Here is a 20,547-nt window from a genome sequence, read left to right on the forward strand (position 1 = left end):
GTTACCTGCCATAGGTTGAAGGATAGCTCCGAATATACCACCTGAAGCTACCGTAATTCCCATGTTCCCCAATTCATTTCCTTGAGATCTTTATTCAAATGAACAGGAAGTCAATTTAGTGGGAAGGTAAAGGGAGGGGGCAGTCTAGCTGCCCCCTCCCTTTAATTTGGTGCACACCTGTCTTGTGCAGACAGGTGTGCACCAGTTCTACTTCTTAATGTGAAAGTGACTTGCCCTTTTCCAAATAGCTGGTATCGCCGACTTTTCCTACCGTAAATTTGCCGTTCTCCCATTCCACGATCGTCACGCTGGAATTCGGCAAACCACCTTTGCTCATATCCCAAGCGTTAGGATCAAGACCCATGACCAAATCCAAAATGGTGATGCCGTGGGAAACGACAATGATATTCTTTTTTGACCCTTGGTTATCGGCAATGATTTGGTCTACTGCCGCTTTTGTCCGGGCAAAAACCTGAGCCATGTTTTCTCCGTTCACCGAGGTGTAATCGAGTTTCTGGAACGAAGCAACGTTTGTATGCTTCATAATATCTGCTTGATAAGCGCCTTCCAAGTCACCGAAGTTCATTTCTCTCAAGCGTTTATCCGTTTTCAGAATCATGTTTCGGCCTTCCAAAATGGAATCGGCCGTATCTATCGCACGTCCGCTAGAGCTGCTGTATGCTGCGCTGAACGGAATGTCGTGCAAGCCTCGTGCCAGGTCCTCGGCTACCTTGATGCCTTCTTCCGTGAGCGGAGCATCCGAGAGGCCCTGCATCCTTTTTTGCACGTTAAACAGCGTTTCGCCGTGACGAACGAAGTAGAACGTGAGCTTGTTTTGACCGTTTTCCGCATAGCTCTGATCGCCGACTTTTTGCACCGTATATTTGCCGTCTTTCCACTGAATCTTCGTTACGCTGGAATTCGGCAAGCCGCCCTTGTTCATATCCCAGGCTTTCGGGTCGAGACCCATGACCAAATCGAGAATGGTGATGCCATGCGAAACGACAAGCACATTCCCGCCTTTTGTTTTGTTTGCTTCAACCATTTGATCCAGCGATGCTTTAGCCCGCTCGAACACGCCTTGCATATTCTCGCCGTTCACCGAGGTGTAATCGAGTTTCTGGAACGAAGCAACATTTGTATGCTTCATAACATCTGCTTGATAAGCGCCTTCCAAGTCACCGAAATTGATTTCTCTCAACCGCTTGTCTTTGATCAGCTTGAGATTGCGGCCTTCAAGAACGATATCGGCCGTGTCGCTTGCCCGTTCGCTCGTACTGCTGTACGCGGCAACGAACGGAATGTTCTTTAAGCCTCTGCCTAGATTCTCGGCTACTTCAATTCCTTTCTCTGTTAGAGGAGAGTCGGAGAACCCTTGCATACGTTCTTGTACATTAAATATCGTTTCTCCATGCCGTACCAGATAGAAAGTAATCTCTTGGTCTTCCTTTTTAGCGGTATTATCTGCATTTGCACCTACATTGCCTACACTAAATGTACTTAAAACGAAGAAAGCCATCATGACAGTAAATAACTTAGATAAACGCTTGTTCATACATATATCCCCTTTACTATCTATTTTGAAAGCGTTAACATTGTAATTATATCGAGGGGATCAAATTCAAAATATCCATTTTTTAAGCAAAATTAAGGCTTATTTTTTCGTGTTTCGTTTGAATGGGAGATGTACTTATATATCCAAATTAAAAAAAGCTATTATATAAAAATTTATTTGCGGAGTATAATGCTAGGATTAAGAGAGGTGAACGGTGGTTTTGGATTACATTTATGAAAGCATTCAAATGAACAATGATTTGCCAATTAATATATTTCTTCATAATGCGCAATTTGTGGAGGACCACTGGCATGACAGCATTGAGTTACTGTTCGTTCTCAAAGGGAAAGTCGATGTCTATATTGAAAAGAAAAGATTCACCCTACAAGAAGAGGATGTCTTGATCATCAACAGCAATGAAATTCATTCCATTCAATCCCATGAGAATAATTTGGTGCTTGCCTTGCAGATTCCCATTTCATTCATTAAAACTGAATTTGCAGATATCGATCAAGTTAGGTTCCTATGCAAATCCTTTCTATATGGAGAGGAAGAGCAAGAAAAATTTAATGAAATTCGCTCTTTATTAGCCGAAATGATGTGGGTATATAACAAAGAAAATTATAGCTATGAGCTCAAAATAAAGTCGTTACTATTCCAGCTAATTTACGTACTGCTTTGGAAATTCAGAGAGAGTCGCGAAGATAATAGTAGTCGAATTGGTTCGAAGTACACAGAGCGTATGTTAAGTATCGTGAACTACATCCAAGGCAACTATATGAAATCACTTAGCTTGTTCGATATTGCAGAGCAGGAACACTTATCGGTTCCATATTTGTCTAGTTTTTTTCAGAAAAGTATGGGGAAGTCCTTTAGTCAGTATGTCAATCAGCTTCGATTGAAGCATGCTGTCAGAGATATCACTTACACGGATCATTCCATTACTCAAATTGCTATGGATCATGGATTTCCGAGTTTAAAATCATTTCACAAGGTGTTTAAGGAAGTTTATAAAATAACACCGATTCAATACCGTAAGGATTTGCAAAGGTATGAGGAGCATGAGAACCTGCCTTCAAATGATTATGCAACTTACTTGGATTTTGATCGTGAGAATGCGTATGAGGCTTTGTTCAAGTATTTGCCTTCACCTGATCAGCAAACATCCGATAAGACGCTTGATAAAGGTGTAGTCACAAAAGAAATTAAGGTGCATCTCTCCGGTAAGAGTACGTTGATTAAACCTTATTGGCGAAAAATATGTACGATAAGCAAGGCGAAGGAAATTTTAATGAGTGAAGTGCAATCGCATTTAAAGTTGATTCAGGAAAAGGTCCAGTTTAGTCATATTAGGTTTCATGGGATATTTGATGATGAGATGATGGTTTATCGCGAGGATGCACAAGGCAATCCGATTTTTAATTTCTTCTATGTCGGACAATTAATAGATTTCATACGAAGCATTGGACTTCGCCCTTACATTGAGTTTGGCTTCATGCCTAAAGATTTAGCGAGTAGTGAGTCTTCTTTCTTCTATAAGAAGAGTAATCTGAGTAAACCCAAGGACATAGGGAAGTGGAGAAAGCTCGTGGAGCAATTACTTTTGTTCTGCAAAAACCGTTATGGCGAAGAAGAGATGAAGCATTGGTATTTTGCTTGCTGGAATGAACCTGATTTGCAAGTTTTTTGGCCGGATGCGTTCGAAGATTATGGCGAAATGTATATTCAGACTTATCAAGCGGTTAAAGCTAGCTGTCCTAAATTCCAAATGGGGGGCCCAGATCTTTTTTCAGAAACGGTATATCAAGAGTCTTGGTTAGATCATTATTTAGATTTCTGTATCACAAATCATTGTATTCCCGATGTTATTTCGTTCCACAGTTATCCAGTACGAGAGCAGCGAGTAGTAGATAAACCAATATCTTGGATACATTTAAGTAACGATAATTATTTGAATGAAACGATTCATTTGTTAAAAGATAAACTGAAAGCAAAGCTCTCGCAAGTGCCTGATGTTCAAGTAACGGAATGGAATTCAACACCATTTCACCGCGATTTGACGAACGATACCTGTTATAAAGCAGCCTATATTGTGAAGAATGTACTAGAGAATCTAGATGAACTGCAGAGCTTAGCTTACTGGTCCTTGACGGACTTACTGGAGGAGCTGCCACCAGCAGAGGAACCCTTTCATGGTGGATTGGGCTTAGTTACGAGCAATGGAATTCTAAAGCCAGGTTATTATGCTTATGAGTTGTTAGGCAAGCTTGGTGATCGCCTAATGGAGCTTGGCGCTGGATATTGTCTCACAAAATCGTCGCAAGGCTATCAATTGATGGTGTACCATTATTGTCATTTTGATCGATTGTATGGGACGTCTGATTCACTAGGAATTGACGCTTTGAATCGATATCACGTCTTCAAAGACACGAATAATTTAGAGATGAGTTTTGTGATCCAAGGAATACCAAGTGGTGTATACAAGCTTCGTCAAACTACGATAAATCGGGATCACGGCAGCGCCTATGATACATGGCTTGAGATGGGTGCTCCAAGTTCACTTGATGCAGATGAAGTGGCCTATTTGAATCGTAAGGCTGTACCCAATCAAGTGAGGAAGACGATTGATATCCAAAGTTCGCTCGATATTAAATGTAAATTAAACCCTCATGAAGTTCGATTATATGAACTATGGCCTGTGTATGATGCATAGTGCTTTTAAATGAAATCTAATAGGCTGACCCTAGCATCCATTTCATGGATTTGGGTCAGCCTTTTTTTATGATTTTATTGAAAGCGCTTAATTTACTAATCATAAAAATCATGAAATTTGGTCTATTTTTGATTAAGAAACGGAAAGTTGAATGGATGAAAATTGTCTATAATCACAAATGTAAGGGATTACAATACGGTTGGTCGAAGCTTCCTTACCATGATATTTACAGGGGGTACATGTATGAATAAACAAGTTTCATGGAAAGAAAGAATTAGTTATGGTCTAGGAGATACGGCTTCTAATCTTATTTTCCAGACGGTTACCTTATATTTAATGTTTTACTACACGGATGTATATGGGTTGAATGTCGCAGCTGTAGGAACCTTATTCCTTTTAGCGAGAATTATTGATGCGTTCGACGGACCTATATTTGGAGTCTTAATTGACCGCACGACTTCGAAATATGGGAAATCCAGACCCTGGTTTCTTTGGTTATCGATTCCGTTCGCGGCAATTGCAATTCTTGCGTTCCTGTCGCCGGATTTCGGGGATACAGGAAAATTGGCTTACGCGTATATTACCTATATTCTACTGAATGTTTTATACGCAGGTATTAACTTGCCACTCACTTCGATTTTGCCAAGCATGTCAAGTGATTCACAGGAAAGAACAGTAGTGTCATCGGTTCGTATGATTCTGGCGCAAGTAGGAGCTATATTTGTCAGTATTGCGACACTGCCTCTTGTTGATGCGTTAGGAAAAGGTGATCAAAAACAGGGTTTTATGTTAACGATGATGATCTATGCTGGTGTAGCAGTCGTATTTTTCTTGATTACATTTAAAAATGTAAGGGAACGTGTTCAAGTTGAAGGCAATCGTCCCGTCCCATTTAAAGAAGGAATAAAGGCAATTAAAGGGAACACCCCTTGGTGGATCCTTTTGGCTACTGGCCTGTTCGTATTTATCGGAGTTACAGCAAAGGGTCCTGCTACTATTTATTACTTTAAATATAACCTAGGTAGAGAAGACTTAATTCCGCTTGTTAATGGCCTTAACGTTCTAATGTTGCTTGCGATTATATTAGTTCCTTATTTTAGTAAGAAATTAGGTAAACGCAATGTGGTCTTTACGGGGATGATCATTGGTATTGTGGGGCAAGTCATTATCTATCTAGGTGCACAGATGATGTCTGTTCCTGTTGCATTAACAGGTGTCATAATCAGTAATTTTGGTGGGGGATTTGCATTTGGTCTACTGTTCGCGATGATTGCTGACACGATTGATTATGGAGAATGGAAATCAGGAGTAAGGGCACCAGGCTTACTATCTGCCGCAAGCAGTTTTGGTGCTAAGTTCGGAATGGGGCTCGGGGGTGCGATTGCAGCTTGGGTTCTAGCCTTAGGGAAATATGCACCGAATCAAGTGCAAGCGCCATCGGCTTTGCTAGCAATTGAATTCAATTTTGTATGGTTACCCTTAATTGCGAATGTCATTGTTATTCTATTATTCCTGTTCTATAAGCTAGATAAAGATGAGCCCCAAATGATTAGTGACTTGAAAGCTCGTAGAGGCCCGGGAATTGGAGCCTAAATAAGAATTATTTAATTAAACCTAAGAATTTAACTAGGAGATGAAGGACATCATGGAAAAATATCTATATGAAAATCTGTTGGCGGAACTAGAGAGACGGACAGAGGTTAAGAACGTCAAAGGTCTAGATATGATAATTAAAAAGCTTCCAGATTCAGATGCTGAGGGAGAAATGGACGCTCGTGTTTTGCAGACAACAATCGAAAGTGCTGAAAAGATGGCTGCGATGGGTAAGCCACCTGAGGGAGAGTTCGATTTAATGGCAATGGTTCAGGGGATGCGTGCAATGATGGGCTCGCCGAATACAGATGTAACAACAACGGATATTCGTACAGAATCGAGAGATATAGAAGGTTCAGAGGACTCTATCCCAGTTCGGATCTATTCTCCAGCTGAAAGCTCGAATGTCCCGGCGGTAGTCTTCTTCCACGGTGGTGGTTTCCTGGGAGGTACTTTGGATGTAGTGGAGAATCCTTGTAAAGCAATTGCTGAGAAAGCAAATGCAGTTGTTGTTTAAGTGGATTACCGTCTTGCACCTGAGCATCCGTTCCCTGTAGGATTAAATGATTGCTTTGATGCTGTTACCTGGGTATATGAGCATGCGGCAGAACTGAATGTAAATCCGAATCAAATCGCAGTATGTGGCGATAGCGCAGGTGGGAACTTATCAACAGTATGCGCGATGAAGGATAGAGATCTAGGAACAGGTATGATTAAATTCCAGGCTTTGCTTTATCCGACGGTGAACATGGCTGGGGCAGCAACGGATGATTTCGAATGGAATATCGAAGAGTACACGATTAACAATCATCATGAGCTGATCAAGGGACTATTAATGGGTATGGGTGATATGACGGCTATGCTGGACAATATTTATTTACAAGGTAAGATTCCCGCAACAAGCGCCTATACTTCTCCCTTATTAGTAGAAGATTTAAGCGGTATGCCTGACACGTTAATTATTACTGCACAGTATGATTATTTGACACTTGAGTGTGAAGCCTACGCTAGAAAACTACAACGTGCAGGCGTTAATACACAGTATATCCGATATAATGGAATGGACCACGCGTTCATGGATAAAATCGGCGTTTACCCACAAGCAGAGGATTGTATGAACGAAATTGCTAGAGGAATTAAGCGCATTTTCGGATAATAACGTGCATAATAATATAAAAGATCGCTCTCCTTATCTTGTCTAATCAGCAAGATGAAAGAGGGCGATTTTTATTAAAATCTCACCACTTCCTTTTTATTAACACACAGCTTTTTTAGTACTGGGAAATTTGAATGTTCAGCAAGCCTTAGTATTAGTTTTTTTCGTGAAGAAAATAAGATTCCAGACACATCTCAAGAGCTGTGTCTCTTTGACGTACTTGTATAAATACGCGCTATCCCAAATCTCATTCCTCAGACGGAGAAAGTATCCATCTGGAGCCAGTTATCTAAATTTAGATACTAAAATAAAATAAATTTAACAATGGAATCACTCTTTTAAATCGTACGGGAGAGGATGGTTATAAGGTGGAGAAAATTATAGAAGTACGGGGGATTAGCAAGGTCTACGAGAAAAGAAAGACGAAAGAGAAAATACATGCCGTTCGTGATGTTTCTTTTCATGTAAATCGTGGAGAGGTTCTCGGTTTACTAGGCCCCAACGGTGCTGGGAAAACATCAACAATAAAGATGCTCTGTGGTTTGTTAGAATCGGATGGGGGTTCTATATCCATTAATGGCTTAGATATTTGTAAGAAGAGACTCAAAGCGCTAGAGCATATCAGTGCTGTATTAGAAGGGAACCGGAATTTATATTGGCGTCTTACGGTTCGGGAAAATTTAGAATATTTTGCAGGTAACCGGGGGTACTCTCGGAAGCAAATTGCCGATCAGACAGATAAATTATTAGAGCAATTCAACCTTAAAGAAAAGGAGAATGAGCTGGTTAATGGATTATCTCGGGGGATGCAACAAAAGCTGGCAATCGCTGTGGCGCTATTAGCTAATACGGATGTCATCTTGCTGGATGAGCCAACGCTCGGTTTGGATGTTGAGGTTAGTTATGAATTACGAAATATTCTAAAAACGATAGTGAGGGAAGAGAAACGTACGATCATTATTAGCTCACATGATATGCCTGTCGTTCAGGAGCTGTGTGACCGTGCCATTATCATTAACAAAGGTGAGGTTGTGATTGACGACAGGGTGGAGAATTTACTTAAGTTATTTGAAACAAGGGCATATTCCATTAAATTAGGTGAGCAATTAAGCCCTGAACAGGAGAATAAACTGTTGAGTATATTCCCTTTAAGTACTTATAAAGCAAGCTCTCATGAAACGATCGTGGAAGTGAATTTAGAGCATGGTCAGGATATCTACGAGTTGTTCGATCTTCTGAAAGAGGAAGGAACGATGGTGGAAAGTATTGATCGAATAACCATTGATTTTGAACAAGTGTTTATTCAGATTGTGAAGGGAGGTAAGACTCATGAAATGGCTCCATTTGTTCAATGCTAATTTTCGTAAGGAATATATTGAGATGAAACGTTATCTACCGAACACAATCGCGTTAGTAGTCACTTTTTATATTATATTTCTGGCTGCATTTTTTGGAATTATGTTCATAGGAGATCCAGCCAGCTTTGATACGAATGTCCAATATTCAATTGTAAGTGTAGTCTTTTGGAGCTTAACGATGATGACGATGAACTTTATTGGTTATTCGGTAATCACAGAAGCGACGCGTGGAACGTTAGAGCAGTTATATATGTCTCCCATGGGTGTGTGGAAAATTATGCTCACGCGGATCGTCAGTCAATTGGGCTTACAGTCCGTCATTATGATTCTCTTGCTGTTTGGTGCGATGCTAACCTCGGGACAATGGTTGAGTCTTAATCCCATGACAACGATCCCAATCATTATAGTTACTATGATAAGCATGGTAGGCGTTAGTTTTATGATTGCTGGTTTGGCTATTATTGTGAAACAAATTCAAGCATTTCTACAGATTTTCCAATTTGTCTTGATGGGACTTGTATTTGTTCCGATCACTGTAGCTCCGTTTTTAGCTTTTGCCCCATTCGTTAAAGGCGTGAATATGGTAAGAACGGTGATGCTGGAGAATCTAACGTTAACGGATCTATCTTTATCTGACTATGGCGTATTAATATTAAATTCGCTAGTTTATTTGATTCTAGGGCTCGTTGTGTTTGATCGCTGTGAGAAAATAGCCATGAAGAAGGGGCTTCTGGGGCAATACTAGCGCACCCAATCGTTTATTTATTAGGTATAGCTAATACTTATAACCTGCCATAACTCATTGGTGTAACGGTATAGGCAATCGGATATGCTATATTAATTTTAATAATTTGTTCACGAGGAGATTAATATATGAGCACTCAAACCGAACCTAAAAAGCGAACCGTTACTCCATTTCGATATGATATTGTTGGCAGCTTCCTGCGCCCTCAGGCATTGAAAGAGGCTAGATTAAAATTCAAGAACAGCGAAATTACTGCCGAGCAGTTGAAGGAAGTAGAGAATGACGAGATTGTAAAGCTCGTGCAAAAACAAAAAGAGGTAGGTCTTCAAGCTGTAACCGACGGCGAATTCCGCCGCTCTTGGTGGCATCTCGACTTCTTCTGGGGCTTTGATGGTGTAGAGCGGACCATTATTGATCAAGGCTACCAATTTAATGGAGCAGAATCCAGACCAGAAACCGCACGACTGACCGGAAAAATAAGCTACAGCAGCCACCCTTTTGTAGCGCATTATGAATTCTTAAAAGGCGCTGCTGGTGAGGATGTTGTTGCGCGTCAATCGATTCCTGCAGCAGCGCAATTCCTGTTTGAGCTGGATCGGGTAGAAAATAAGGAAAGCACGAATGAATTATACCCGAATCGTGAAGAGCTAATTTCGGATATTGCCAAAGCATACAAAGCGTCAATCCTTGCCTTTTATGCAGCGGGCTGCCGCAGCATTCAAATCGACGATTGCACGTGGGGAGCGCTGTGCGACGAACAGTTTATAGCATTTATGAATCAGGTTGGTGTGAATGTAGCTGAATATGCGAACGAGCTTGCGAAGTTGAACGAAGAAGTGGTATCCGGACTGCCGGAAGATCTCGTTGTAACGACACATGTATGCCGAGGCAATTATGTTTCTACTTATGCTGGTGTAGGCGGAGGTTATGAACCTATCGCGCAAACACTTCTGAACATCAATAACTACTCAGGTTACTATCTGGAGTTTGATACTGAACGTGCAGGTGACTTCAAACCATTACGCTTCCTAAAAGACAATCAGCAGGTCGTGCTTGGCCTGTTCTCTTCCAAATTTGGTGAGCTGGAGAGTAAGGAAGATATTCTAAAGCGTATTGAGGAAGCGAAGCAATATGTCGATCTAAACCGGATTTGCCTGAGCCCGCAATGCGGCTTTGCTTCCACGGAAGAAGGTAACCACCTTACAGAAGAGCAGCAATGGCGCAAGCTTGCTTATATTAAAGAGATTGCTGAAGAGATCTGGAATTAACTCTAATTAAAAAGTAGACAGAGAAAATACACCTTTAACCATTCGGATGTTCATCCGTACGGTTAAAGGTGTATTTTGATTTAAAGAGTGTACATGGATTTACTTGGCGTGCTGTCACTATCCAGTGGATTGAGAGTAATTAGGGAAAAGCTCCCTAATAAAAGCCGATAATTGCTTTAAATGAATGGAATTAGGGAATTCCTCCCTAAAAAACAGAGTGAAATCAAGTTTTACCGTCAAATCAGTCGAATTTCAGGGAGAAATTCCCTAATCTATCAATGTCTTGATATGAAAGGGGGCACCGAAAAGTAAAAAAAAGGGAAGTCTCATTTACGAGACTCCCTGTTTGTACTCATCCTATTTTGTATAGTTATCGAAGTAACCTTGAATATAAATCATCGGTGTTCCTTTATCGCCACTACCAGAAGTCAAATCAGATAATGAACCAATCAGGTCCGTTAATCTACGAGGAGTAGTCCCTTGTGCTTCCATCGCACCAACCAGGTCATCATTTTTATTCTGGATGTATTTAGAAATGGCTTGTTTCAGCTCTTCACCACGAAGATGAGAGAAGTTGTTATCGGCCAAATATTTCAATTTCACTTCATTTGGTGTTCCATCAAGTCCTGCAGTGTAAGCAGGGGATACAACTGGATCTGCCAGTTCCCATATTTTACCGACTGGATCTTTGAATGCTCCATCGCCATAAACCATAACTTCTACAGTTTTACCTGTAATTTCTTTGATTTTTGCTTGGATACCATCTACGATAGGTTGGCAGTTGTTTGGAAATAGTTTTACGCTTTCTTCTGTTGCTTTATTGGATCCAAGCAGACCATAAGCTTCGTTAAAGCCACTGCCATCAATGGATTGTGTAAGAATATCATCCAAGCCAAATACTTTTTCAGCACCGTTGTTTGTGAGAATGCGTTTGGTTCTGAAGCGAGTGTGAATATCGCAAGTTAATACATTTTTTGTATAGTTTAAAATGGTTTTTGGGTTGTTGGAGAAGATGACTTCGCAAGCCACACCTTCAGCTTCAATCAAACCTTTATAATATTCGATATAGTCAACACCTGTGAATGGGTGCTTAATATAGCCGAAAAACTCACGGAATTGAGCCTCTGTTAACACATCCGTCCATGGATTAACGCCCTTAGCATCTAATTCGTCGATGTCTACAAGATGGTTGCCCACTTCATCAGATGGATAGCTTAGCATTAAGACTACTTTTTTTGCTCCTTTGGCAATTCCACGCAAGCAGTTAGCAAATCGGTTACGGCTAAGGATAGGGAAAATAACACCCACAGTTTCTTCACCAAATTTTGCCTTTATATCAGCAGCAATATTATCAATTGTCGCATAGTTTCCTTGTGCCCGAGCCACAATGGATTCCGTTACGGTTACAATATCACGATCCTCGATCGAGAAACCTTCGACTGTTGCTGCATTCAATACCGTTTGCACTACGATTTCTTCAATGTTATCCCCATTGTTAATGATAGGCCCGCGGAGTCCACGTACCACTGTTCCAACTACTCTTTCCAATATGATCTCTCCTCTTATAAGGGTATACTCTATATATAAGTAATGGTTATAGACCCTATATTACTATACCCTTTTAGAGCGATATAAGTAAAATTAATGTTTATAATATCTAATATAAAAATGATTTATAGATATAGAAGCTTTTAGAGATTTTTAACATTGCCGTTAGAGATAGAAAAACAATTTCTCGGGGAGGGAGAGTCGTATGAACAAAATGGACCGTTTGTTAGCTATAGTGCTTGAATTGCAGCGTAATAAAGTGTTGCGAGCGGAGGATTTGGCGGCTACGTTTGAAACGAGCGTGAGAACTATTTATCGGGATATTCAGGCACTTAGTGAAGCGGGCGTATCCATAATAGGAGCGCCAGGGCAGGGCTACTCCTTGATTGAGGGCTATTTCCTGCCACCCGTTAGTTTCACGCTGGACGAAGCAGTGACATTGCTTATCGGGACTAACTTTATCGAGCAGTGGTTTGATGCCCACTATGGCAATAAGGCTAGAAGTTCTAAAGCAAAAATAGAAGCTATCCTGCCAGAAGCCATCCGCAGTGAAGCATCACAGATCCGCAAAAGTTTTCGTTTATTTGCATCCACAGCAGATATAGCACCAATACAAGAAAAGGCATGTCTGGAAGCCATTCGTCGAGCGATATTGGAGGAAAGGAAAATAAGATTTCGTTATTCCAAAAGAATCGCCGAAGCTGATGGGAACCGTCAAAGTATTCGTACGGTTGCTCCTTACGGACTTGTGCTTCATCAAGGATCATGGGTACTCGTCGCCTGGTGTGAATTGCGTCAAGACATCCGTCATTTCCGGTTATCCCGAATGAGGGAGCTTATTGAACTGGAAGATAAATTTATACGGCCAGCCGATTTTCAATTGGAGGTATACCAACCTCCTGATGATCGTAACGTTCATGTGGTTATCTTAGTCCATTCTGACATAGCTGATAAGGTAAGGGAATCGAATAATTTCTATATGGAAACTATAGAGGATCATGCGGAAGGCTTACGGGTTACTTTTCGAGTTCGAGAGCCAGCGGAATTGCTGCAATGGGTGCTGGGCTGGGGAGGCGGCATGGTTGTGCTAGAGCCGGAATCTTTTCGCCATCAAGTTAGAAACGAACTAGAAATAATGTTAAAACGCTACTGACATAACGCTGTCAGTAGCGTTTTTGTATACTTGGATAATCAATGACTACAGGAGCTGATATATAATGATTACAACAAAAGAAGCCTTACAACGTTTTGAAGAAACTGCGACATACTATATTCAAGAAGTAGAGCGATTCAATCTGGAGCAGCTGAAGCAAAAGCCAAGTGAAAACGAGTGGTCCATCGGACAGATGGTTCAACATCTCATTAACTCGGCACTGTATATGCAGCTTCGTAATATTGATCAATGTCTGGTGCCAAGCCAAGATCCCTTGGTATCCCATGTGGGGAAAACCGAGGATGGTGCGGCTATATTTGCACAAGGAAGCTTTCCATCCATTCGTATTCAGGTTCCGCCTTCCGCCCAATATACGCCGGAGCAGCCGGAGAGTAAGGAACAATTAATTCAAGGGTTACATTCAGTCATCCAAAGAATGAGAGAGATCGAACCGCGCCTCGAAAAAGCGTCTAAACAAAATACCGTATCTCACCCGCGATTCGGTGGACTATGCGCGGAGGAATGGTTCCTGCTTATTGAGATGCACTATCGTCATCATCTTCTGCAGCTGGAGCGGTTAAACAAAGAATTGTTTCGGAAAGTGATGTAATACCAAAAAAGAGGCCTTTGCTGATCTACAGCAAAGGCCTTTCGTCATAAAAGAAAGGATCTTAATTTCCTGAGCCAAGCGTCGCTTGAACATAATCTTTATATTCACTCGGATTAACTCCAAAATGCTTCTTGAAAAGTCTGGTGAAAAAAATTGATCGTGTATACCGATTTGCGTAGAAATCTCTTTGACATAAGTCTATCTTGCATGATCTAGAGAATCCGAGACAACTTGCGATACGCCCGCGGAGAAATCCCCTCATTCGCCGTGAACACCCTGCTGAAATAATGGATATCGGGATAGCCGACCTGATCGCCCACCCGTTCAATCGGCCAATCCGTTTCTCGCAGCAGCTTACGCGCTTCCCTATGCCGGATCGAGCGGAGGTATTCTCCGGGGGGCATACCTGCGACCTCACGAAAGAGCTTGGCAAAGTGGTCCTCATGCATATTCATGGATGTGGCCATGGATTTATTGGTCCAGCGTTCTGCTAACCGCTCTTCTATCTCGTCTATTAATGCCCTGATCCGCTCGGTGTGAACTGAAGACTTAGCTGCATCTCGGGAGCTTTGCGTTCGAAGCAGCGAAGTCAGAATACCAAGTAGTAGCCCTCGACAGACCCACTCATAGCCGGCAGGCCGCATAGTGAATTCATGAACGAGCTGTTCCATGGCATGAACACATTCGGGTGGCGGGGAGTAGATCGGTTCTTGTGACAATGGCATGAAGGGGACAGTTACGGCTTCAAAGGCGAATTTATCGTGTATGACTTCATCCTCATTAACTACCATATCTTCATCATGTGTAATAATTGATTCCCCAAAGAAATCAAAATGGATTCCAATAAGCTTAGTATCTGAATCTGACAGGATAACATTCTGATGAAATACCCCGGATGAGAGGAAAATTAGCTGCCCAGCGTTCAGTATATATTCTTCCGTATCCATCTTTGTTAATAATTTGCCCTGGCGAACATATAGTAGCTCGAAGTCATATAGCCTTCTTCTTTGGAAGGTGCAGGGCGGAAGTGTCTGCAATTGTGCATAGTGAATTCCGGGTGCCCAATCACGAGAGGGTACCTGCTTTCTCAGTGGGTAAGAGGGATCTTTGTCAGACATGTCACTGCCTCCTGAATGATTAATAGAATAGACCGGAATAATGCAAAAAGTCTCTTCTTCGCCTAAATAAATCGAATTTTAAATCTAGTATAATATAAATAATTAAAGGATACAAAGTGCATCTAAGCCTAGGAAGTGAAAAACGGAAAAGAACAAATAGGAGGAGGATTCAAATGAAAAAGGGAATAAACATCTGGTCGTTTCGCGAAGGAACTGAAATTAAAGAATGCGTACGTCTAGCCAAAGCGGCTGGATTTGAGGGGATCGAGCTGTCATTAAATGAGTCAGGTGAACTTGGCCTGCAAACCACTGAGAAAGAAGCGCGTATCCTTCGTGATTCTATTAATGAAACGGGTCTGGAGATCGCGGGTTTGGCAACAGGTCTATATTGGTCTTATGCGATGACTAGTGAATCTGAAGCGAATCGAACCAAGGCAATCGACGTATGCAAAAAGCAACTGGAGCTGGCGGCTGCGCTTGGTGTAGATACGATTCTTGTCATTCCTGGTGCTGTTGGTGTGGATTTCATCGAGGGCTGTGAGGTTGTTGATTATGAAAAAGCTTATGATAGAGCGCTGGAAGCGATTAGTCATTTAGCCAAGGATGCTGAGCAAGCAGGCGTTTCTATTGGTCTTGAAAATGTGTGGAATAAATTCTTACTGTCTCCACTTGAATTACGTACTTTTATTGATACGATCGGTTCCAGTTATGTAGGTTCCTATCTTGATGTTGGGAATATCGTGCATTCCGGTTATCCAGAGCAGTGGATACGGATTCTAGGCCATAGAATTAAAAAGGTGCATTTCAAGGATTACCGTCGGACGGCTGGTGGGCTTCACGGATTTGTTGATCTGCTCGCTGGGGATGTGGATTATCCAGCAGTCATGAAAGCGCTTGAAGACATTGGATACAACAATTATGTTACCGGTGAAATGATACCATCATACACACATTATACGGAGCAAATTATTTTTAATACTTCTGCAGCTATGGATGCCATTCTCGGACGTACCACTTTCAAAGCTTAAAGTAAGGGGGAAGGCGATGCTCAGCCTATAGCAATCATTGAGGCTGAGATACAATCCGCTGGGCTGGAAGGTGCTTGGATAAAGCTTGTTTAATTATTAATCATTTAGCTGGGGAGGCTTCACTATGTTGAAAATAGGTTTGATTGGCTTTGGATTTATGGGCCGGATGCATTTTGATAATTATGTTCGCTTAACGGAAGAGGGGCATCCCATCACACTTAAAGCCATCTGTGACTTGCGAATTGAGGAATTGAAAGACGGTAAAGCGGACGGCAATATGAGTACCGCTCAAGAAGTGTATGATTTAACAGCTTACAGTCTCTATGATGATCTGGAGAAAATGATAGCGAATGAGGAACTGGATATGATCGATATTGCAGTTCCTACTTACCTGCATGCTGAAATGGCTTGTTCGCTGCTGGAACGAGGATATCATGTCTTTTGTGAGAAGCCGATGGCTAGAACTTCAGTAGAAGCGCAGAAAATGGTAGAAGCGGCGGAGCGCAGTGGAAAGAAATTGATGATCGGACAGTGCCTTCGTTTTTGGCCTGGGTATGAGTATTTGAAAGAAGTTGTGGAAACTGAACAATTTGGTAAAGTGACAGAAGGGTATTTCTACCGTGGTTCAGGGGCTCCTAAAGATTGGTTTCTGGATGAGAAGCTAAGCGGTGGATGCATTGTGGATATGCATATTCACGATACGGATATGATTAACTATCTGTTCGGCAGACCGGATAAAGTATCGACCTTGGGACGGAACGTTCTACCGGGAAGTGGTTATGACATAGCGTCTACACACTATTTTTATAAGGATGCAAAGGTGATCAATGCTCAGGTGGACTGGACGCTGGAGGGGGACTTTGGATTCTACATGGGGTACAGGGTTAACTTCGAGCGAGGAAATGTTGTATTTGATGGTAGTGGAGTCAAGGTGAATCCTAATGATGGAGCAGGCTTTACGGTAGAGCTTTCCCCGGATGCGGGCTACTACAGAGAGCTGGTCTATTTCTTGGATGCGATTATTCAAGATAAGCCTATTATCATTTGTACGCCTGAGAGTGCAGCAGAATCTTTGGAAATCATAGAGGCGGAAGTACAGTCAGCAAATGCCGAAGGAGAATGGATTGTACTTAACTAGCAGGGTATAGAGTATGCATAGGCGTGACTGGAGGAAAGATCATTGTAGATGATTTCTCCAGTCACGTCTTTTTGGCATGCATTCTCATCTAACCTTTATTGCGCTGGAATTTTGTATTGTCCCTAGCATAGTGTGATACGGAGCCGTCATATCTTCTAAGGCGTACCTGTACATCGGAGAACTCTTCAACGATTCCTGAGGCAACCTCAGAATACATTCCATCAGGGTCAAGCTGTAGGGCAGTGATATAAGTTTGGGATAAAGCGGCTATGAAAAAATCAATATTTTTATTAAGTGTATGTGGCATGGTATTCCCTCCGGTGATATCTTCAACATGTATGAATATAAATAATCCTAAGGAACTATTTTACCACGATTTGCGGATGAATTTGAGGAGGAATTACTTGATTTGGGTCAAAAATATGCGAAATTTGGTTGTAATTGTATTAAAATCCGAAGATCATCCGAGGGCAGGTAGCGAAGTTGTTTCGCTGTCTGTCTTTTTTTTACTTTCTGGTTTGAAAAGAAAACTGCGGACGGATATGATTTGTGTAGTGAAAGGATGATCGCCAAATGACAGAACAGCGACAAAGAGCCAAGGAGTTATACACACGATTCCTGGGTCATTTTTTAGATATGCATAAGGCAGGTTTGCTTAAGGAGTATAAGCGTTTTGAAATTCCTAGAGAACAAGAGATAGAATGGCTCAATGAAATGGCCTTGGCGTACGCCGAGCAGTTGTCAATCCGAGATTGGGATGCAATTACTGCACTAGATGCCTTATCGAGAAACTATCAAGACAGCTGGATTGTGGAGAAGGTATCTTCTTTTGCCTCGCGGAATATGATGAGTGCGGATAGTCTGGTTAGATTGATCTACGCAGAGAAACTGGTAGGAATTATTGGTTCTCATAAACAAGTGATCTCAAAAGAGCTGTTATTTGGGGCCTGTAAAGTTGCCGTCCAAATCCTCGAAAATGTAATTTCGCAGCCGATGGTCATTGACCCTGGACATGAGCTTAAGGAGCTTGGCCTTAAAGATAAGAGAGCTTTGAACAGTCGTGCAGAGCAAAGCTTAGAACAGGTGAAGGTGCTAATTAATTAACCGTTGGAGGGGAAATATGAGATTACTCGTAGCGCAACCTAATCACGAACCACATTTGGAGCATTTGCTCAAAGAAATGAGCAGACAGGATTCTTTTGACGCGGTGTTGTATCCAGAAGGTTATGTAGCAGATGAAGCCAGTGTAAAGGCCTTATGTGAAGTTGCCAAAACATATAAAAAGCTGATCATTACAGGATATAGGAACAGCAATAACAAGGATAGAGCACTAATGATTCATCCTTCTGGGGACATCATTTTGGAACGAGCCAAATCGCCGATGGATGAACAGCTGTATCGCCCGTCAGTTGCGGAAGCGGATGGCCTCAGTATTGGTTATTTGCTGTGTGTTGAGCTTCTGCAAGGATGCGTTGGTTTGGAAGGACAGGCTAAGTCGTTATATTTCATCGCACATCCGATTGGGGTAGGCATGTTCAGCGAAGAACAATTTGAATTATGGATCGAGGAAGCCACTAGGATTGCTGTGAAATATAACACGATGATTATTGGGACAAGCCATGCTGACGGATCTTACCGAAATTGTGGGATTTCGATTCCCATCTCATATTGGATCGACTCTACCGGACAACCTATTTATATTTCGCGTAATGATACGAGAAGTCGAATGATTAATCTCGAGACTAGGCAGGTTAATGTTCTAGAGTAGGGAATGGCCGAAGTTGACATACTGTTGTCAAATTGGGTGTGCTACGATTTCATAACAGATTAACCTCTGATGATTTATAGAAGAAAATGAGGGATACACGATGGCGGAACCTTTAAAAGCGATGTACAATGAACAATTCCTGCATGGTTTTGGCGAAAAGATTCGCAGTATATATAGTGTTTTCGACACTGATGCATTTGTAATTTCGGCTATGGCGGAACCTTGGGATACGCTCGAACTGAAGGCAAGGATGCGGCGGATTACGGAGACACTGGGAAGTCATTTACAGCTTCCTTATGAGGAAGCGCTGGCGATTCTGTTCGCTATTACTGAGGATTGTGTGGGATTTCCATACTTGATCTTTCCAGATTTTGTAGAGGTATTTGGTCAAGGGGCTGAGCATTGGGAGCTGTCTATGCAGGCGCTGGAAAGGTTCACACCGAAGTCGTCAGCAGAATTTGCGGTTAGACCGTTTCTCTTGCGTGAACCGGAGCGGATGATGGAGCAAATGTTAGTATGGTCGAAGCACCCCGATGAGCATGTGCGCCGGTTAGCAAGTGAGGGGTGTCGTCCTCGTCTTCCATGGGGACAGGCTCTCCCCATGTTTAAGCTAGATCCAGCCCCTGTGCTGCCTGTACTTGAGCAGCTTAAGGCGGATTCTTCCCTATATGTGCGCAAGAGCGTGGCTAACCATTTGAACGATATTGCGAAGGATCACCCGGAGGTGGTACTTGAGACAGCTCGCCGCTGGATAGGTATAGATCCCCTCACAGACTGGATTGTGCGGCATGGTTGTCGTTCTTTAATCCGAAAAGCTAATCCAGAGATTATGGCTTTATTCGGATATGCGGAGCAAGCAGACGAAGCAACACCACTCATAACGAGTGCTTCTATAACGATTGATCCTACCCTATTGCGAATTGGAGAAAACTCTGAATTACAATATAAACTTCAAATTTGTGAAGGAACTCCTGCCCGTGTTCGAATAGAATATGGCATTTATTTCGTGAAGGCTACAGGTCGAACCTCTCGTAAATCTTTCTTACTATCGGATAAAACAGTACCTGGGGGTACAATTCTGACAGGCAAACGGACGCATCGCTGGGCGGATTTAACCACTCGTCGTCATTATCCCGGGGAACATCGGATTGTACTGTTGGTTAACGGGCGGGAAGTTGCAGATACGTTGTTGAAACTTGAGGGGGATCAGTAAATGAAAAAAGAAGTATTGATTTTTATTTCTAATGGATATGCAGATTGGGAAGCTGGCTATATAAGTGCCGAACTAAACAAGCCAGAAAGTGAATACAAAGTTAAGACAGTTTCTTTAAATAGCGACAATGTACAATCTATGGGCGGATTTACTGTTATTCCAGACTATACTATAGATAGTTTACCCGCCCAGTTTGAAATGTTAATTTTAATTGGGGGTACAGGCTGGAAAGATAATTCAGTGATTACTCCAGTGATTGAAAGTTGTATACAGAATAGAACTCCTATAGCGGCTATATGTGACGCATCAACCTTTTTGGCAGAACATGGCTATTTAGATGAGATTCCTCACACTGGAAATTCATTAGATTACTTAAAAGAGTTCGCTCCTAATTATAAAGGACACGCAAATTTTTTAGAAAAACAGACCGTTTCGAGTGACGATATCATTACTGCTAATGGTACGGCTTCTTTGGAATTTACAAGAGAAGTCTTGAAGAAGTTAAAAGTTATGCCATTAGAACAAATCGATGGATGGTATAACTTTTTCAAAAATGGGTTTTATCAAGAATAATGAAGTCATG

The 20,547-nt window shown here is 41.8% G+C and carries 17 protein-coding genes and 1 pseudogene; 14 read left to right on the top strand and 4 right to left on the bottom strand.

The window, feature by feature from the left end; all coding sequences use genetic code 11:
• Nucleotides 1–214 precede the first annotated feature (214 nt).
• Nucleotides 215–1,555 (bottom strand): histidine phosphatase family protein, encoded by a 1,341-nt coding sequence (locus tag MKY52_RS17120; protein WP_341052472.1) that lies wholly within the window; start codon nucleotides 1,553–1,555, stop codon nucleotides 215–217.
• 220 nt (nucleotides 1,556–1,775) lie between these two features.
• Here MKY52_RS17120 and MKY52_RS17125 point away from each other — a divergent pair, with 220 nt between their 5' ends.
• The 6 genes and pseudogenes from MKY52_RS17125 to MKY52_RS17150 all read left to right on the top strand — a co-directional run bounded on the left by MKY52_RS17125 (nucleotide 1,776) and on the right by MKY52_RS17150 (nucleotide 10,388).
• Nucleotides 1,776–4,268, top strand: a complete 2,493-nt coding sequence (locus MKY52_RS17125; protein WP_341052474.1) for a GH39 family glycosyl hydrolase — start codon at nucleotides 1,776–1,778, stop codon at nucleotides 4,266–4,268.
• Nucleotides 4,269–4,511: 243 nt separating this feature from the next.
• Nucleotides 4,512–5,861, top strand: coding sequence for an MFS transporter (locus MKY52_RS17130; RefSeq protein ID WP_341052476.1), 1,350 nt, complete (start codon nucleotides 4,512–4,514; stop codon nucleotides 5,859–5,861).
• A 289-nt stretch (nucleotides 5,862–6,150) separates the two neighbouring features.
• A pseudogene (locus MKY52_RS17135) lies at nucleotides 6,151–7,017 on the top strand (alpha/beta hydrolase).
• A 368-nt stretch (nucleotides 7,018–7,385) separates the two neighbouring features.
• Nucleotides 7,386–8,375: an ABC transporter ATP-binding protein gene (locus MKY52_RS17140; protein WP_341052478.1), complete on the top strand. Its 990-nt coding sequence runs from the start codon at nucleotides 7,386–7,388 to the stop codon at nucleotides 8,373–8,375.
• Nucleotides 8,347–9,120 carry an ABC transporter permease gene (locus tag MKY52_RS17145; RefSeq protein WP_341052480.1) on the top strand — a complete coding sequence of 258 codons (774 nt, stop codon included), beginning with the start codon at nucleotides 8,347–8,349 and terminating at the stop codon, nucleotides 9,118–9,120. The genes MKY52_RS17140 and MKY52_RS17145 overlap by 29 nt, the downstream gene beginning before the upstream one ends.
• A gap of 128 nt (nucleotides 9,121–9,248) precedes the next feature.
• Complete coding sequence (locus MKY52_RS17150) at nucleotides 9,249–10,388, top strand: 5-methyltetrahydropteroyltriglutamate--homocysteine S-methyltransferase (RefSeq protein WP_042190650.1); 1,140 nt, start codon at nucleotides 9,249–9,251, stop codon at nucleotides 10,386–10,388.
• 357 nt (nucleotides 10,389–10,745) lie between these two features.
• Here MKY52_RS17150 and MKY52_RS17155 read toward each other — a convergent pair whose 3' ends face one another.
• Nucleotides 10,746–11,936, bottom strand: a complete 1,191-nt coding sequence (locus MKY52_RS17155) for a coenzyme F420-0:L-glutamate ligase (RefSeq protein ID WP_076300779.1) — start codon at nucleotides 11,934–11,936, stop codon at nucleotides 10,746–10,748.
• Nucleotides 11,937–12,141: 205 nt separating this feature from the next.
• On the opposite strand from MKY52_RS17155, the gene MKY52_RS17160 reads away from it, so the two are divergent.
• Nucleotides 12,142–13,089: a helix-turn-helix transcriptional regulator gene (locus MKY52_RS17160; protein ID WP_341052483.1), complete on the top strand. Its 948-nt coding sequence runs from the start codon at nucleotides 12,142–12,144 to the stop codon at nucleotides 13,087–13,089.
• Nucleotides 13,090–13,153: 64 nt separating this feature from the next.
• Complete coding sequence (locus MKY52_RS17165; RefSeq protein WP_445667130.1) at nucleotides 13,154–13,699, top strand: DinB family protein; 546 nt, start codon at nucleotides 13,154–13,156, stop codon at nucleotides 13,697–13,699.
• 212 nt (nucleotides 13,700–13,911) lie between these two features.
• Here MKY52_RS17165 and MKY52_RS17170 read toward each other — a convergent pair whose 3' ends face one another.
• Entirely contained in the window at nucleotides 13,912–14,817 is a 906-nt protein-coding gene (locus MKY52_RS17170) for an AraC family transcriptional regulator (RefSeq protein ID WP_341052485.1), read from the bottom strand.
• Nucleotides 14,818–14,990: 173 nt separating this feature from the next.
• Between MKY52_RS17170 and MKY52_RS17175 the strand changes: the two genes are divergently transcribed.
• The gene (locus tag MKY52_RS17175) at nucleotides 14,991–15,845 is read left to right on the top strand and encodes a sugar phosphate isomerase/epimerase family protein (RefSeq protein ID WP_341052487.1); all 855 of its coding nucleotides are present in this window, start codon (nucleotides 14,991–14,993) and stop codon (nucleotides 15,843–15,845) included.
• 124 nt (nucleotides 15,846–15,969) lie between these two features.
• Entirely contained in the window at nucleotides 15,970–16,983 is a 1,014-nt protein-coding gene (locus tag MKY52_RS17180; protein ID WP_341052488.1) for a Gfo/Idh/MocA family protein, read from the top strand.
• A gap of 88 nt (nucleotides 16,984–17,071) precedes the next feature.
• Here the strand turns inward: MKY52_RS17180 and MKY52_RS17185 are convergent, their stop codons facing one another.
• A complete protein-coding gene (locus MKY52_RS17185) occupies nucleotides 17,072–17,290 on the bottom strand; it encodes a hypothetical protein (RefSeq protein WP_042190628.1) in 219 nt (72 codons plus the stop codon).
• Nucleotides 17,291–17,556: 266 nt separating this feature from the next.
• On the opposite strand from MKY52_RS17185, the gene MKY52_RS17190 reads away from it, so the two are divergent.
• From MKY52_RS17190 to MKY52_RS17205, 4 genes are all read left to right on the top strand, one after another.
• Nucleotides 17,557–18,087, top strand: a complete 531-nt coding sequence (locus tag MKY52_RS17190; protein WP_341052490.1) for a hypothetical protein — start codon at nucleotides 17,557–17,559, stop codon at nucleotides 18,085–18,087.
• 16 nt (nucleotides 18,088–18,103) lie between these two features.
• Nucleotides 18,104–18,751 (top strand): hypothetical protein, encoded by a 648-nt coding sequence (locus MKY52_RS17195; RefSeq protein ID WP_341052491.1) that lies wholly within the window; start codon nucleotides 18,104–18,106, stop codon nucleotides 18,749–18,751.
• A gap of 100 nt (nucleotides 18,752–18,851) precedes the next feature.
• Nucleotides 18,852–19,964 (top strand): hypothetical protein, encoded by a 1,113-nt coding sequence (locus tag MKY52_RS17200; protein ID WP_341052493.1) that lies wholly within the window; start codon nucleotides 18,852–18,854, stop codon nucleotides 19,962–19,964.
• The gene (locus tag MKY52_RS17205; RefSeq protein ID WP_341052494.1) at nucleotides 19,965–20,537 is read left to right on the top strand and encodes a type 1 glutamine amidotransferase family protein; all 573 of its coding nucleotides are present in this window, start codon (nucleotides 19,965–19,967) and stop codon (nucleotides 20,535–20,537) included. It begins immediately after the preceding gene.
• Nucleotides 20,538–20,547 lie beyond the last annotated feature (10 nt).

The organism is Paenibacillus sp. FSL P4-0184, from assembly GCF_038004625.1.
Classification (GTDB): Bacteria; Bacillota; Bacilli; order Paenibacillales; family Paenibacillaceae; genus Paenibacillus_AQ.